The sequence below is a fragment of the Nocardia sp. Marseille-Q1738 genome, assembly GCF_965283145.1.
Map to the genome: position 1 here is coordinate 249,416 of NZ_CBDIMS010000006.1, position 15,043 is coordinate 264,458.

Annotated in this window: 13 protein-coding genes, 1 tRNA gene and 1 pseudogene; 6 read left to right on the forward strand and 9 right to left on the reverse strand. The window is 68.2% G+C overall.

Annotated features, from left to right (window positions below):
• Nucleotides 1-33: 33 nt before the first annotated feature.
• Nucleotides 34-846: an SDR family NAD(P)-dependent oxidoreductase gene (locus ACWPXK_RS22755; protein WP_454198206.1), complete on the reverse strand. Its 813-nt coding sequence runs from the start codon at nt 844-846 to the stop codon at nt 34-36.
• A 285-nt stretch (nt 847-1,131) separates the two neighbouring features.
• On the opposite strand from ACWPXK_RS22755, the gene ACWPXK_RS22760 reads away from it, so the two are divergent.
• Nucleotides 1,132-1,737, forward strand: a complete 606-nt coding sequence (locus tag ACWPXK_RS22760; protein ID WP_454198207.1) for a TetR/AcrR family transcriptional regulator — start codon at nt 1,132-1,134, stop codon at nt 1,735-1,737.
• A gap of 1,155 nt (nt 1,738-2,892) precedes the next feature.
• Here the strand turns inward: ACWPXK_RS22760 and ACWPXK_RS22765 are convergent.
• Nucleotides 2,893-3,507 (reverse strand): annotated as a pseudogene (locus tag ACWPXK_RS22765) (Eco57I restriction-modification methylase domain-containing protein); the annotation flags it as partial.
• Nucleotides 3,508-3,671: 164 nt separating this feature from the next.
• On the opposite strand from ACWPXK_RS22765, the gene ACWPXK_RS22770 reads away from it, so the two are divergent.
• Nucleotides 3,672-3,965, forward strand: coding sequence for a nitroreductase family protein (locus ACWPXK_RS22770; protein WP_454198208.1), 294 nt, complete (start codon nt 3,672-3,674; stop codon nt 3,963-3,965).
• Here the strand turns inward: ACWPXK_RS22770 and ACWPXK_RS22775 are convergent.
• From ACWPXK_RS22775 to aceE, 7 genes are all read right to left on the reverse strand, one after another.
• Nucleotides 3,955-4,440 carry a winged helix-turn-helix transcriptional regulator gene (locus tag ACWPXK_RS22775; RefSeq protein ID WP_454198209.1) on the reverse strand — a complete coding sequence of 162 codons (486 nt, stop codon included), beginning with the start codon at nt 4,438-4,440 and terminating at the stop codon, nt 3,955-3,957. The two genes, ACWPXK_RS22770 and ACWPXK_RS22775, sit on opposite strands and share 11 nt — an antisense overlap.
• A gap of 112 nt (nt 4,441-4,552) precedes the next feature.
• Nucleotides 4,553-5,986 carry an acyl-CoA carboxylase subunit beta gene (locus ACWPXK_RS22780; RefSeq protein WP_454198210.1) on the reverse strand — a complete coding sequence of 478 codons (1,434 nt, stop codon included), beginning with the start codon at nt 5,984-5,986 and terminating at the stop codon, nt 4,553-4,555.
• 115 nt (nt 5,987-6,101) lie between these two features.
• Nucleotides 6,102-7,352, reverse strand: coding sequence for a KasA/KasB family beta-ketoacyl-ACP synthase (locus tag ACWPXK_RS22785; protein ID WP_454198211.1), 1,251 nt, complete (start codon nt 7,350-7,352; stop codon nt 6,102-6,104).
• Between the two features lie 10 nt (nt 7,353-7,362).
• Nucleotides 7,363-7,665: a meromycolate extension acyl carrier protein AcpM gene (gene acpM / locus ACWPXK_RS22790; RefSeq protein WP_040776189.1), complete on the reverse strand. Its 303-nt coding sequence runs from the start codon at nt 7,663-7,665 to the stop codon at nt 7,363-7,365.
• Nucleotides 7,666-7,787: 122 nt separating this feature from the next.
• Nucleotides 7,788-8,702, reverse strand: a complete 915-nt coding sequence (locus ACWPXK_RS22795) for an ACP S-malonyltransferase (protein ID WP_454198212.1) — start codon at nt 8,700-8,702, stop codon at nt 7,788-7,790.
• Between the two features lie 128 nt (nt 8,703-8,830).
• A complete protein-coding gene (locus ACWPXK_RS22800; protein WP_364332342.1) occupies nt 8,831-10,165 on the reverse strand; it encodes a PucR family transcriptional regulator in 1,335 nt (444 codons plus the stop codon).
• An 11-nt stretch (nt 10,166-10,176) separates the two neighbouring features.
• Entirely contained in the window at nt 10,177-13,119 is a 2,943-nt protein-coding gene (aceE, locus tag ACWPXK_RS22805) for a pyruvate dehydrogenase (acetyl-transferring), homodimeric type (protein WP_454198213.1), read from the reverse strand.
• A 188-nt stretch (nt 13,120-13,307) separates the two neighbouring features.
• On the opposite strand from aceE, the gene ACWPXK_RS22810 reads away from it, so the two are divergent.
• The 4 genes from ACWPXK_RS22810 to ACWPXK_RS22825 all read left to right on the forward strand — a co-directional run bounded on the left by ACWPXK_RS22810 (nt 13,308) and on the right by ACWPXK_RS22825 (nt 15,042).
• Entirely contained in the window at nt 13,308-13,865 is a 558-nt protein-coding gene (locus tag ACWPXK_RS22810; protein ID WP_454198214.1) for a hypothetical protein, read from the forward strand.
• 124 nt (nt 13,866-13,989) lie between these two features.
• Nucleotides 13,990-14,412 (forward strand): DUF3052 domain-containing protein, encoded by a 423-nt coding sequence (locus ACWPXK_RS22815; protein WP_195130917.1) that lies wholly within the window; start codon nt 13,990-13,992, stop codon nt 14,410-14,412.
• A 76-nt stretch (nt 14,413-14,488) separates the two neighbouring features.
• Complete coding sequence (locus ACWPXK_RS22820) at nt 14,489-14,953, forward strand: peroxiredoxin (RefSeq protein ID WP_454198215.1); 465 nt, start codon at nt 14,489-14,491, stop codon at nt 14,951-14,953.
• A gap of 17 nt (nt 14,954-14,970) precedes the next feature.
• A tRNA-Val gene (locus ACWPXK_RS22825) sits at nt 14,971-15,042 on the forward strand.
• Nucleotide 15,043 lies beyond the last annotated feature (1 nt).

Sequence of the window (15,043 nt, forward strand, 5' to 3'; positions counted from 1 at the left end):
ATACCCGTCCCTGTCCGAGTGCCGTGCGCACGGTCAGGAACGGAATACCATGTCCAGCACCCGTTCGTGGTAGGACCCGGCGATTCGTGTGACCAGATCCACAGCAATGGCGTCCAGTCCGACGAGCACCTTCGCCTCGCCGCGCGCGACACCGCGCAGGATGGTCCGCGCCGCGGCGGCCGGGCTGGTCCGCGCCACCTGGCCCTCGAATCGCCGCACCACCTCGGCCGCGTCGACACCTGGCGCGACGCTCGCCGACCGCGCGATGCCGGTGAGCACACCGCCGGGGTAGACGCCGGTGACCCGCACGGTTCCGCCCGCCGCCCGCATATCCTGGCGCAGCGAGTCGGTGAACCCGCGCACGGCGAACTTCGCCGCGCTATAGGGCGCGTGCCGGGCCACGGCCACCAGCCCGAGCGCCGAGGACACATTGACCACGTGCGCGCGCTCGGCCGTCAGCAGATGCGGCAGAAACGCCTTGGTGCCGTTGACCACACCCCAGAAGTCGACGTCCATCACCCGTTCGAAATCGCTGAACGGCGACTCGACCACGCTCCCGACGTGCAGCACGCCCGCGTTGTTGAACAGTGCCTCGATCCGCCCGAAATGCGCGACGGCCTGCTCCGCGTGCGCGAGCACGGCCGCGCGATCGGTGACGTCGACCGTGCTCACCATCGGCTCCCGACCGGCGGCGGCGCACAGCGCTCCCGTCTCCGCGACGGCTTCCGCGGCCTTGTCCGACAGTGCCAGCCACGCTCCCGCACCGGCCAGCGCTACCGCCAACTCCCGGCCGATACCGGAGCCCGCTCCCGTGATCGCGACCACTCGATTCGCGAAATACCCCATGGCCCAACCCCTTTCCGCGTCGGCCGATGGTGCGGCCGGACGCAACCACAGGCTGGTCAGTCTAATCTGGACACGCGACCTACTGAGGCAGGGCGACCGGTTCGCGCGTCGACCCGACCAGGCGGCTCCCACTGGCCGCCGCCCGGGTTCGGCAATGCCCGGTCACGCTTCGCCGACCCAATGAAATAATGAACCTCCCGTCCGCACCCGTCGCGATGCCGCGCCCGCCGGCCACGGCCTGGCCGCGCCGAACATACTGGAGATCCGATGCCCACCATCTCGCCCATGCTGCAGCGCATCCTGGAGAAACCGGTCGCCGACGGCGAAAAGCTGCTGGAAAGCGCACTCTCGGCGTTCCTGGACTTCGGCATCAAGCGGACCAGCATGGGCGAGATCGCCCGCCGCGCCGGGATCAGCCCGGCCACGCTGTACCGGCGCTACGAGTCGAAGAACGACCTCGTCGAGGCGGTGAGCGTGCGGGAGGCGCAGCGCTTCGTCGCCGCCATCGACAAGCGGGTGCAGACCGTTTCCGGCACCGAAGACCAGCTGGTGGAGATCTTCGTCGCGTTCATCACCGCCATCGCGGGCAATGAACTGCTGCGCAGGCTGCTGCGGACCGAGCCGGACCTGATCCTGCCCCGCCTGACCACCGACGCGGGACCGATCCTCGCCGTCGGCCGCGACTACCTGGGCGAGAAGCTGCGCGAACTACGGAATACCGGTGGGACGCACGATTTCGACGCCGACTTGGTCGCCGAGATCATGGCCCGGCTGGCGCTTTCGCTCGCGCTCACCCCCGACGGCCTGATCCCGGTCACCGACCAGGACGCCGCACGCGAGTTCGCCCGCCGCACCCTGCTGCCGATGGTCGGCGTCCGGCTCAGCGCGTAACCGGACGCCGAACGCGGCCGCCACCCGCTCGTCCAGCTCCGCCTGCGCCGCCGGATCGGGCACGCGGCCCTCGACGAACTCGCGCACCAGATCGATCACGTCCGCGGACCGAGCGCCCGCCGGATCGGGTACCGGCAGCCGCGACACGTACTGCGTGATCCAGCGCCGCCTGCCCGAATACAGCCGATTTCCGCAGACCGCGTCGTAGTACCGTAGTCCGAGCCCCGAATTGGCCACGCCCATCAGCAGATACGCCAATCGAATCGCCTCGGTCGGCGCGCGGGCCAGATCGGGCAGGGAGATCCAATAGCAGTCGCCGTTGACCACCGCGCCCGACCGGTCCAGCGCGAAACGGGGACGCTCGCTGATGTCCGGGAAGACCAGCTTCGGCTCCCGCCACAGATGCGGACGCTGCGGCACCCAGATCTCGAACCACTCGCGACCGCTCTCGGTGACGTAGCGGCGACCGGCCAGCGTCTCCTTGTTGGCCAGCAGATAGGCGGCGGCGCCGGGGAATTCGGCGAGATCGATCGGGGTGCGGCGGGAACGCGCCACATCGTAGGGGTACAGCACGCGGATATCGCGGCCCCGCGTGGCCCGCCAGGGTGCGAGGTCATGGTGGGTGATCAGCGCGAGCAGCAGTTCGGGCTCGGGACACGGGTCGGCCTCGGCCCAGCGGTCGGAGATGAACACGCGATCGGCGGTCGTCTTGATGCCGACCCGGATGCGCGCCACGTCGCCGAAACTGCGCCAGGTGGCCGTGCCGATCCGGGTCAGCCAGGAGTCGACCTCGTCATGCGACATGCGCCACGCGGTCTCCGGTTCACGCGTTCCGCGGCTACTCGGACTTCGTCCCGGGACGGGTCCGCGCGCCCCCTTGGCCGCGACCGTGATCTGCGTACCGGCGTCCAGCACGGCGTTGAACGCCACCGACGGTTCGCGCCCGGTGACCAACGTGCCGACTTCGACGACGAACGTCCGCCCGTTGTGCTCGACAATCGAACCGTGCTCGTCGGTCAGCGCCTCGAAAAGTGGATGTTCACAAGCTATTTCGCCATCCACCTGGTAGGCGGAGACGTACCGGCAGCCCTCGCGGTAGCTCTCGCGCCGCGCGATGGTGATCGCGGGCAGCACGGCGGCGGCGAAGAGTTTGGTGTCGCCGAGGTCGTACAACTCGACCGGCGCCAGTTCGGTGAGCAACAGGCGGCGGATGTTCGCACCGGCCTTGGTGGTCAGAAAGCGGTTGGCGCACAGCAGGCCGAGCACTCCCCCGGCCGTCAGCAACCGCGGCAGCGTCGCGACGAACGGATGGGTGAGGTCGATCCGTCCGCGCAGGCCGAACCGCTTGCTCAGCAATTGCGCGGTCGATCCGCCGAGCTGCTGGGTGCGCACGTACGGCGGGTTGGTGATCACCGCATCGAACGAGCCGTCCGCGAGTTCGGCCTCGACGGCGAGAAAGTCGGCGCTGCGCCAGGTCGCGACGATTCCTGCCGCACCGGCTCGTTCGCGCGCCACCGCGAGCGCGGACGCGTCGAGGTCGTAGCCGGTCAGCACCAGCCGGACGCCCGGGAACAGCACCGCCGCCTCGGCGTGCATGGCCAGCAGCAGCTCACCGTCGCCACAGGCCGGATCGAGTACGCGCAGCAATCCCGATGCCGACGGCGCGACATACCGCAGCAGCCGCTGCGCGAGGAACCGGGCCAGCGCGGGCGGCGTGTAGTGCCTGCCGTGCCGTTTGCGGTCCCGCGCGGCGGTGGCTTCGGACGCCATATCGGGATTCTGCCTCGTTCGGGCGGGCCGATCGCGGCAACGCGGACAACCGGTTTCCTGCCGGGCGCGTCTCTTCGAGATCCCACGCTTCTCCCACCTTCCCCGGGGGAGCGTTCGATGCCAGCGTTCGGTCTCGAAATAAGACCATATGGAGAGGGCCGGATATGACGGCGACGACCGAGGAATTCGCAGCGCTCACGCGGGTGCTCGACGAACGGTGGACCTGCAGGCAGTTCCACCCGCAGCCGGTGGCACGGGAGACCATCCTGGCTCTGCTGCGGCTGGCCCAGCGAACGCCGTCCTGGTGCAACACCCAGCCCAGCGCGGCCACCCACAACGTGCGTCCATCGAGCCGGTGGGAAGGGCGGCGGATTCGTCATCGCCGATCGAACGCAGCGCGGCCACGTCGCAGCCTCGACCCGGTAGGCGCACCCGAGCGGCGCTCGTTCAGCGCGTAGACCCCGCACGCGCCTCGGCTCCGGTGGCATCGAGCAGACCGGGTCCAGGCTCGGGGGCGACATCCCGTGCGGTGAGCTCGTTTCCACACGAATCGCATTCGAGCCGCACGTGCGCCTCACCGGTGCACTCGTGGTGGCGGTAGCGCACCGGAGGTCCCTCGGGCGCCATGTAGGTGTCGCCCCAATCGCGGATGGCCAGCAGAATCGGGTAGATGTCGTGACCTTTGGCGGTGAGGCGGTACTCCTCGTGCGCACCGACCGCGGCCTTCTGCTTGACCAGGATGCCGTGCTCGATCAACCGGTCCAGGCGATCTTGCAACCTGCTGCGGGAAATGCCCAGTGCGCTCTGAAAGGCGTTGAAACGCCGGATGCCGGAGAAACAGGACTTGAGAATCAGCAGAGTCCAGCGATCACCGAAGATCACGAGTGGGCGCGTGATCGAGCACGGCACATCGGCCAGTTCTTCATAGCGCACTCCCCGATGCTACCGAGCGCCGTGCCGCGTTCGCCCTCGTGAGTTCTCACTATGTCCGCACACGCGACGCGGGCCCCAGGGGTGTCCTGGAGCCCGCGTCGGTGCGTTGGATTCAGAGGGGGATGTTCTTGTGGTGACTCGCGCGGGCCGGAGCCGCGGCGAGGGCCGCGGCGATGGTGCTGCGGGTCTTGGCCGGGTCGATGACCTGGTCGACCACGCCGATCGCGATGGCGCGCTCCACACCGCCGGCGATGCGCTCGTGTTCGGCGGTCAGCCGCTCGTGCAGCGCTTCGCGCTCTTCCTCCGGCGCGGCCGCGAGGGCCTTCTTGTGCAGGATGCCGACCGCGGCCTTGGCGCCCATCACGGCCACCTCGGAGCCCGGCCACGCGTAGACCGCCGTCGCGCCGAGCGAGCGGGCGTTCATCGCGATGTAGGCGCCACCGTAGATCTTGCGGGTGACCAGCGTGACCCGCGGAACGCGCGCCTCGGCGAACGCGTGCAGCAGCTTCGCGCCGCGGCGCACCACGCCTTCCCACTCCTGGCCGACACCGGGCAGGTAGCCCGGCACGTCGGTGACGACGACCAGCGGAATACCGAACGCGTCGCACAGCCGCACGAAACGTGCCGCCTTCTCGGCGCTTTCGGAGTTCAGGCAGCCGCCGAGCCGGATCGGGTTGTTCGCCAGCACGCCGACGGTGCGGCCGCCGAGGCGACCGATGCCGGTGACGATGCTGCGGGCGTACAGACCCTGCAGTTCCTCGAAGCTCGACTCACCGTCGACGTTGTCGAGCAGCTCATGGATGATCGGCTTCACGTCGTAGGCGCGCTTGGCCGATTCCGGCAGCATCGCCTTCAGGTCGACGTCGCCGTGCGCGGCCGCGACCAGGTCGAATTCGCCCTGCTCGGCGAACATCGACACCAAGCGGCGGGCACGGTGCAGCGCATCGGCCTCGTCGTGGGCGACGATGTGCGTGACGCCGGACTTCTTGCCGTGCGTCTCCGGGCCGCCGAGGGTGGCCATGTCGACCTGCTCGCCGGTCACGCTGCGCACCACGTCCGGACCGGTCACGAAGACCCGGCCTTCCGGAGCCATGATCACGATGTCGGTCAGCGCCGGACCGTAGGCGGCGCCACCGGCGGCGAAGCCGAGCACCACGGAAATCTGCGGAACCAGGCCGGACGCGCGGACCATGGCCTCGAAGACCAGGCCGACCGCGTGCAGCGCCTCGACGCCCTCGGCCAAGCGAGCGCCACCGGAGTGCCACAGCCCGACCACCGGGACGCCGGAGTCGATGGCGGTGTCGATGGCGTCGACGATGTGCTTGCAGCCCTCCACGCCCATCGCGCCGCCCATGACGGTGGCGTCGGAGCAGTAGGCCACGGTGCGAACACCGTCCACCTCGCCGATGGCAGCGAGCACACCGGACTTGTCCCGCGGGTGCAGCGGAAGAATGGTGCCGGGGTCGAAGAAGCGCTGGAGTCGGCCCAGCGGATCGCGCGGGTCGGTCGCGGTCTCTTGTCGCAACGCGGGAGCGATGATTGTCATCGCGTTGTCTCCTCACTCAGTGCCGCTACCGCGGCTGCATATGTCGAACCACGGCGGGGTCGTACCAGCTCGGCTGGCCGACCCCGCCGGGATCGTTGTGCAGTCGATCGTGCGGCTATGCGCGACCGAAGGCGAGCGCCACATTGTGTCCACCGAATCCGAAGGAGTTGTTGATCGCGTACTCGATCTCCTGGCGGCGGGCTTCGCCCTTCACCACGTCGAGGTCGATCTCCGGATCCTGGTTCTCCAGGTTCAGCGTCGGCGGGACGATGCCGTCACGGATACTCATCACGGTCAGCACGGACTCCAGGGCGCCGACGGCACCGATCGAGTGGCCGAGTGCCGACTTGGGCGCGTAGACCGAGGCGTGGTTGCCGACGGCCTTGTTGATCGCGTTCGCCTCGGCGGTGTCACCGATCGGCGTCGCGGTCGCGTGCGCGTTGATGTGCGTGATGTCCTTCTTGGTCAATCCCGCGGACTGCATCGCCCTGGTCATGGCCCGCGCCGCACCGTCGCCGGTGGGGTCGGGAGCGACGAGGTGGAAGCCGTCGGAGGTGATGCCCGCGCCGAGCAGGCGCGCATGGATCGTGGCGCCACGAGCTTTCGCGTGCTCTTCGGTCTCGATGACCATGAGCGCACCCGCCTCGCCGAAGACGAAGCCGTCGCGATCCTTGTCGAAGGGACGCGACGCGCCCTTCGGGTCCTCGTTGCGGGTGCTCATGGCACGCATCATGGTGAATGCCGCGATCGGCACCGCGTCGATGAAGCCTTCGACGCCACCGGTGACGACGATGTCGGCGTCACCCATGACGATCATGCGCCAGGCATTGGCGATGGCCTCGGAGCCGGACGAGCATGCCGAGACCGGAGTGACCACTCCCGCCCTGGCCTTCAGTTCGAGACCGACAACGGCCGACGGGCCGTTCGGCATGACCATCTGCACAGCCAACGGCGAAATCTTGCGATAGCCGCCGTTCTTCAGCTTGTCCACGGAATCGATGAGGGCGTCGCCACCACCTAATCCGGTGCCGATGGCGACACCCAGCCGCTCCGGGTCGACTTCCGGGCTGCCCGCGTTCCGCCACACCTCGCGACCGAGCACGGTCGCGAGCTGCTCGACGTAGGCCATGCGCCGGCATTCGACACGAGACAGCAGGGTGTCGGGCCGGACCTTCAGGTGACCGCCGATGCGGACCGGAAGGTCGTATTCCTCGACGAAGGAATCCTCGAGAACGTCGATGCCGCTCTCGCCGTTGAGGAGTCCCTTCCACGTCGCATCGACGTCACCCGCGATCGACGTGGTCGCCGCCAGGCTAGTTACGACGACGTTGGGGAAGTTCCCGTTCAAGGTGGAAGGAGTGGTCACAGTGTCGGCCCTACTCGGCGTTGTCGAACTTGGCCTTGAGCTCGGCGGCCGCCTCAGCGTTCTCCGCCTCGAGCTTCTGGATGTAGGCGACGGCGTCGCCAACCGTCTTCAGGCTGGCCAGATCCTCGTCGGGGATCTTCACGCCGTACTTGTCCTCGGTCTGCACCGCGATCTCGACCATGGACAGCGAGTCGATGTCCAGGTCATCGACGAAGGACTTCTCGATCGTCACCTCGGAGGGCTCGATGCCGGTCACCTCTTCGATGATCTTGCCGAGTTCCTCGACGATTTGTTCCTGGGTCAGAGCGGCCACTTGGTGGCTCCCTTCTTGATACTTTGTAGGGCTCTACTGGTTCTTATTCGGATCGAGCAGGGCGATAGTTACCGCCTGCTCGGTCACGACCTCGCATCTGGATGCATGGTCGCGGAGGAAAGCTAGCCGGATGTGGTCAGCTCAGCCAACGCGGGGAGGTCTTCCGGGGTCTTCAGGGCCAGTGTCGGCGTACCCTTCAGCTCCCGTTTCGCGATGCCGACAAGGGTGCCCGCCGGCGGCAGCTCGGCCACCGCCGAAACACCGGCCTGCCGGACGTTTTCGGTGCACAGATCCCACCGCACGGGCCGGGTGACCTGCGCGGCGAGCTTGTCGATCGCGTCCTGTCCGGACGCGACGGGCTTGCCGTCGAAGTTCGACAGCAAGGTCTTGGTCGGCTCGTTCGGGGCGATCTTCGTTATGGCTTCGGTCACAGCATCCTGCGCCGGGGCCATGAACGCGGTGTGGAACGCACCCGCGACGGGCAACGCGCGAACCCGGGCTTTCTCCGGGGGATTCGCGGCGAGCTCGGCGAGAGCGTCCAGCCGACCCGCGGCCACGATCTGGCCCACCGCGTTGCGGTTGGCCGGGACGAGGTCGAGTTCGGCGAGCCGTTCGAGCACGGCGGCCTCATCGCCACCGAGTACCGCGGACATGCCGGTCGGCTCCAGCGCACACGCCTTGGCCATCTCCGCTCCGCGGATCGCGGCCAACCGGACCGCGTCGTCGGCGGAGAGAACTCCGGCGACCGCCGCGGCGGCGAGCTCGCCGACCGAGTGTCCGGCCACGATGGTAGCGGCAGGGAGCGCGTCCTGCGGAACTTCCGAGTACGCGAGCAGCGCCGCGGCGACCACCAACGGCTGGGTGACGGCGGTGTCGGTGATCTCCTCGGCCGTCGCGGTGGTGCCGAGACGGACCAGATCCAGGCCGGAGGCCTTGGACCACAGCGTCAGGCGCTCATTCGCGCCGGGAAGGTCGAGCCAAGGCACGAGCATGCCGGGTGTCTGAGAGCCCTGTCCAGGGGCGAACAACGCGATCACGCCTCTAAGAAAACACTGTGAGGCGGGCCGCACGAGATGTCGACGCGAATGAAGGTTCCGAAGCGCTTTTGTGGGGGTTCCACAAAAGACCACGTGGGCTGTCCGAATCGACCGATTCGCCGGATGCGTTACACGCCCTCGTGGCCGAACGCGACTTGCGTGACTTCTGGGGTAGGTGTTGACGATTCGTTACGGGTTCGTGTCAAACGACCTACTGTGGCGGCGATCCGGAGCACGTACGCATCACGCGGATTAAGCGGATCACGGCCCGTGATCTCGGCGATGCGCTTCAGGCGATACCGGACCGTATTTGGATGGACGTACAGCTGACGCGCACACGTCTCGACCGCTCCACCGCAATCCAGATAGGCATCGAGGGTGTCCGCCAGCGACGACCCCGCCGCGGCCAACGGTAGGACAAGGTACTCGTTCAACGCGTCGATCGCAGCTCGATCACCCAACAAAGCCCGTTCCGGCAGCAATTCGGCCGCGTGCACCGGTCGCGGCGCCCCACGCCAGCCCACCACGGCCTCCATGCCCGCCAGTGCCTCCACCGCGCTGGCGTGCGCCGCGCCCAGGGTGCGCGTGGTCGGCCCGATCACCACCGGGCCGTCGGAGAACACCTCGGCGAGCAGGTCGGCCAGGAACGGGGAGACATACGAGGTGTCACCGAGATGCCCGGAGACCACCATCACCAGCCTGGTGCCCTGCACCACCGCCAGCGCGGCGCGACCGTGCCGTGCCGCGATGGAATGCACCGCGCCCACCGACGAGACACCCTGCTCGCCCGGCGGAGTGCCGACCAGCACCGTCGCCGGTGCGGTGGCGTCCCAGTTCAACGTCGCGGCCCGGGAGAGCATGTCCGGGCCGGTGTCGCCGCGCACCACGGCGTCGACGACCAGCGCCTCCAGCCGGGTGTCCCACGCGCCGCGCGACTCGGCGGCGCTGGCGTACACCGAGGCGGCGGCGAACCCGAGCTCACGCCCGTAACGCAGCACCGCCTCGGTGAGGGCGACCAGCTGCCGGTCGTTGCGCGCGAGCGCGGGCAGCCACTGCTCGAAGAACTCCATGGCGACGCGGACCATGTCCACGGTCTGGCGCAGCGTCAGCCGCCGCGCCAGGTCCTGCGGGATCACCTGGAAGGCGTCCAGGCTGAACCGGATGTCGCTGTCCGGGTCCTGGAGCCATTCCAAGAAGTTCACCACCGCGGTCTGCACCAGCATCTGCACACCGGCCCGCTGGGCGGCGTCCAGATCGGCGAAGAACGGCAACCGATCCTGCATCGACCCCACCGCCTCGGTGGAGAGGCGGCCGGAGAACTGCTTGACGCGTTTGAGCAGCGTGTCCGGAAGAGGGTCGCGGGTCTGCCGGTTCGGGGAGAGCGCGCCCGTCGGCAGATACACCTCGTGCTCGGAGGAGCCTTCGGAGATCCGTCGCGGCCGCGGCGGTTTACGGTCCACCATCCAATATTCCGCTACGCGAGGTCTTCGTCCGAACTCACCGCCGCCTTCGGCGCGGCGTCCACGTCGGCGATCCCGTACTCCGCCGCCGCCTCGGCCACCTTGGCGGCGTCGAATTTGCCCGCGCGAGCCAGGCCGGCCAGCGCGGCGACCGCGATGGACTGCGCGTCGACGTTGAACACCCGCCGGGCTGCGGGGCGGGTGTCGGAGAAGCCGAAACCATCCGTGCCGAGCGTGGTGAAGTCGCCGGGAACCCACTTGCGGACCTGATCGGGCACCGCGCGCATCCAGTCGGTCGCGGCGACGTACGGGCCTTCGACCCGCGACAGCGCCTCGGTGACGTACGGAACGCCCGGCTCGGCGGCCGGGTCGCGCAGCGCGGCGATCTCCTTGTCCAGCGCCTCCTTGCGGAGTTCGCCCCACGAGGTCACCGACCAGACATCCGCCTGCACACCCCATTCCTCGGCGAGCAGCGCCTGCGCGCGCAGGCCGTCCGGCACGGTGACGCCGGAGACCAGGATCTGGGCGCGCACCGCGCCCTCGCCCCCGCGCTTGTACAGGTAGATGCCCTTGAGCAGACCCGCGACATCCAGGTCCTCCGGCTCGGCGGGCTGCTGGTACGGCTCGTTGTAGAGGGTGATGTAGTAGAAGACATCCTCCCCGCCGAACTCACCCGCACTGCCGTGCGGGCGGGTGCCGGGCAGCGGTGCCGAGGCCTCCGGCGGAGTACCGCCCCCGTACATCCGGCGCAGGCCGTCGCGCACGATGTGGGCGATCTCGAACGCGAACGCCGGGTCGTAGGTCACCACGGCCGGGTTGGTCGCGGCGAGCAGCAGCGAGTGCCCGTCGTTGTGCTGCAAACCCTCACCGGTCAGCGTGGTGCGTCCCGCGGTCGCACCGAGCACGAAACCGCGGGCCAGCTGGTCGGCGGCCGCCCACAGCCCGTCGCCGGTGCGCTGGAAGCCGAACATCGAGTAGAAGATGTACAGCGGGATCATCGGCTCGCCATGGGTGGCGTACGAGGTGCCCGCCGCGGTGAACGACGCGGTCGAGCCCGCCTCGTTGATGCCCTCGTGCAGGATCTGCCCGACGGCGCTCTCTTTGTAGGCAAGCATCAATTCCGCGTCGACCGACGTGTACAGCTGGCCGTTGCGGTTGTAGATCTTCAACGAAGGGAACCACGAGTCCATACCGAAGGTGCGGGCCTCGTCGGGAATGATCGGCACGATCCGCTTGCCGATCTCCTTGTCCCGCAGCAGTTCCTTCATCAGCCGCACCAGCGCCATCGTGGTGGCCACGTTCTGCTTGCCGGAGCCTTTGCGTACCGAGCGGTAGGCCTCGTCACCGGGAAGCTTCAGCGGCTTCGACGCCGCGCGCCGCTCCGGCAGGAATCCGCCCAGCGCTTGGCGCCGGTCGAGCATGTACTGGATCTCCCGCGCCTCCATACCGGGGTGGTAGTACGGCGGCAGGTAGGGATCCTTCTCCAGCTCGGCGTCGCTGATCGGAATCCGCTGCAGGTCGCGGAAGTCCTTGAGGTCCTGCAGGGTCAGCTTCTTCATCTGGTGGGTGGCATTGCGGCCCTCGAAGTGCTTGCCGAGGGTGTAGCCCTTGATGGTCTTGGCCAGGATCACCGTCGGCTGGCCCTTGTGCGCCATCGCGGCCGCGTAGGCGGCGTACACCTTGCGGTAGTCGTGGCCGCCGCGCTTGAGGTTCCAGATCTCCTGGTCGCTCAGGTCCTGCACCAGCGCCTTGGTGCGCGGGTCGCGGCCGAAGAAGTGATCGCGAACGTAGGCGCCGTCGTTGGCCTTGTAGGTCTGGTAGTCGCCGTCGGGGGTGCTGTTCATCAGGTTCACCAGCGCCCCGTCGCGGTCGGCGCCGAGCAGCGCGTCCCATTCGCGACCCCAGATCACCTTGATGACGTTCCAGCCGGCGCCTCGGAAGAACGACTCCAGCTCCTGGATGATCTTGCCGTTGCCGCGCACCGGGCCGTCCAGGCGCTGCAGGTTGCAGTTGACCACGAAGGTGAGGTTGTCCAGGCCCTCCATGGCCGCCACGTGCGCGAGGCCACGCGACTCCGGCTCGTCCATCTCGCCGTCACCGAGGAACGCCCAGACATGCTGGTCGGAGGTGTCCTTGATGCCGCGATCGTGCAGGTAATGATTGAATCGGGCCTGGTAGATCGCGTTCATAGGACCCAGGCCCATGGACACCGTGGGGAACTCCCAGAATGTGTTCAGCAGCCGCGGGTGTGGGTAGGACGGCAGCCCGCGGCCGGGGCCGCCGTGGCTGTACTCCTGCCGGAATCCGTCGAGCTGGTCGGCCGACAGCCTGCCCTCCAGGAACGCGCGGGCGTAGATGCCCGGCGAGGCGTGACCCTGGATGAAGATCGAATCGCCGCCGCCGGCGTGGTCCTTGCCGCGGAAGAAGTGGTTGAAGCCGACCTCGTAGAGCGCCGCCGAGGACGCGTAGGTGGAGATGTGCCCGCCGACGCCGATGCCGGGACGCTGGGCGCGGTGCACCATGATCGCGGCGTTCCAGCGGATCCAGGCGCGGAAGCGCCGCTCCACCTCTTCGTCGCCGGGGAACCACGGCTCGTTCTCGGTGGGGATGGTGTTGACGTAGTCGGTGGAGGTCAACGACGGGATGGCGACACGACGTTCACCGGCCCGCTCCAACAGACGGAGCATGAGGTAACGCGCGCGGCCGGGGCCTTCCCGGTCGAGCATCTCATCGAACGACTCGAGCCATTCGCTGGTTTCCTCCGGGTCGATGTCCGGTAGGTAGGACGCCACCCCTTCGCGGATAACCCGCACCCGGCCACCCTGCTGCGGCGCGTGCGACCCGTTCGGATCGCGGCTCACGGCGGGAGCTGGGGCGGAGCTGGCGCCGGCGGATTTCGCCGGTGCGGGAGAGTGGATCAGGTCGGTCAAATCTGCTCCTCGTACAGGGGTGGACATGTTTGGCGTCGGTATCCCCGGGCGGGTTCGCGTGGTTGGCGGACCGCCCGTTTACGAAAGGTTCGGGCGCACCATCCATCCTTGCCGATGGCGCGTCCCAGGTCATCATCTCAGCCGTAAATCCAGTACCGTTCGACAGGCAAGGTGAGCATGATGAGCCGTGGCAGCCGTGAGGAGCGGGGAGGACGATGAAGCTGCTGAACCCACGCGGGTTCGGAATGGTGTGCGCTACCGGTGCCGTCGCGATCGGATTGGTCGTGGCCGGCTGCGCCAACCGGGTGGAGGGCTCGGCGAGCCCGAACGCGAGCGATCTGGCGGCGTACAAGACCGAGGCGGCCTCCTCGTCGGCGGCCGCCACCTCCGCGCGGCGCGCGGCGGCCGAGGCCAAGGCCATCGCCGACAACTGCACGCAGTTCCCCGGCACCACCGGTGTGGGTGTCACCAGGTACAACGACTTCGTCGACGCGCACGATTCGAACGCGCCCGACTACGTCGCCAAACGGGACTCGGCCGCCCAGACCCTCGAGGACGCCGCGAACACGGTGGAGAGCGGCGTGAACGCCGCCCGGGACACGCTGCCGCCGGACCTGGCCGCCAAATTCACCGAGTACGTGAGCGCGGCGCGCGCGCTGGCCGCGGAGACGCGCACGATGACCTACCTCTCGCCGGTCGGGGCGCTCAACGACGCCAGCAGACGGGTGAACGACGCACGCAACGTCGTGCGCGACTCCTGCCCGCAACGCTGAGAACGCTCTGACACACCATCGCAACACGACATTCGGTAGCTATTTCGCCGGATCGGCTTGCGCTGAAGGCCATAACCATGTTCGCTTGCAACTAATACTGTCGGGAGTTGAGGAGGACACCACCGTGGTCGCCGCGGCGGACGCGCAGAACTACGCTCAGAAGCTTGGCATTTCACACGGCTTGGTTGTCCAGGAATTGGGCTGGGACGAGGACGTCGACGACGACCTGCGGGCCGATGTCGAGGAAGCGATCGGCGGCGAAATCGTCGACGAGGACTCCGACGAGGTGATCGACGTCGTACTGCTCTGGTGGCGCGACGGCGACGGTGACCTGGTGGATGCGTTGATGGACGCGATCGGCCCGCTCGCCGACGACGGTTTCGTCTGGGTGCTCACGCCCAAGACCGGACAGCCGGGGCACGTCGAGCCCAGTGAAATCGCCGAATCCGCGCCGACCGCCGGTCTCACCCAGACCTCGGCGATCAGCCTCGGCGCGTGGACGGGTAGCCGTCTGGTGCAGCCCAAGGCTCCCTCGAAGCAGCGCTGACCCGCCGCGCTATGGTTTCCACCAGGGCGGTGTCGCACGCCCGTCCGGTGGAACCCGAGACGATGGAGGATTAGCTATGCCGTTAGAGGTTGGCACTGTCGCGCCGGAGTTCACGCTGAAAGACCAGAACAACCAGGAAGTCAGGCTGGCGGACTACCGCGGGAAGAAGAACGTGCTGATCGTCTTCTACCCGCTCGCGTTCACCGGGATCTGCCAGGGCGAGCTGTGCAAGGTCCGCGACGAGCTGCCCAAGTTCCAGAACGACAACGCGGAGATCCTCGCGATCTCGGTAGGCCCGCCGCCCACCCACAAGATCTGGGCGGCCGAACAGGGCTACACCTTCCCGCTGCTGTCGGACTTCTGGCCACACGGCGCGGTGGCCCAGGCCTACGGCGTCTTCAACGAGAAAGCCGGCTACCCCAACCGGGGCACGTTCGTCGTCGACCGCGAAGGCTACATCCGCTTCGCCGAGATGAACGGCCCCGGAGAGGCCCGTGACCAGGCGGCTTGGGAGAAAGCGCTCGCCGCGCTAGATTCATAATCCGCCGGTCACGGCCGGGGCGTATAGCTCAGCGGTAGAGCACTGGTTTTACACACCAGCGGTCGGGGGTTCGATCCCCTCTGCGCCCAC

Bases quoted from the DNA above. Each gene is read 5' to 3' on its own strand.
- ACWPXK_RS22755 (WP_454198206.1), bottom strand. From the start codon at position 846: ATGGGGTATTTCGCGAATCGAGTGGTCGCGATCACGGGAGCGGGCTCC.
- ACWPXK_RS22760 (WP_454198207.1), top strand. From the start codon at position 1,132: ATGCTGCAGCGCATCCTGGAGAAACCGGTCGCCGACGGCGAAAAGCTG.
- ACWPXK_RS22770 (WP_454198208.1), top strand. From the start codon at position 3,672: ATGACGGCGACGACCGAGGAATTCGCAGCGCTCACGCGGGTGCTCGAC.
- ACWPXK_RS22780 (WP_454198210.1), bottom strand. From the start codon at position 5,986: ATGACAATCATCGCTCCCGCGTTGCGACAAGAGACCGCGACCGACCCG.
- ACWPXK_RS22800 (WP_364332342.1), bottom strand. From the start codon at position 10,165: ATGGTGGACCGTAAACCGCCGCGGCCGCGACGGATCTCCGAAGGCTCC.
- aceE (WP_454198213.1), bottom strand. From the start codon at position 13,119: ATGTCCACCCCTGTACGAGGAGCAGATTTGACCGACCTGATCCACTCT.
- ACWPXK_RS22810 (WP_454198214.1), top strand. From the start codon at position 13,308: ATGAAGCTGCTGAACCCACGCGGGTTCGGAATGGTGTGCGCTACCGGT.
- ACWPXK_RS22820 (WP_454198215.1), top strand. From the start codon at position 14,489: ATGCCGTTAGAGGTTGGCACTGTCGCGCCGGAGTTCACGCTGAAAGAC.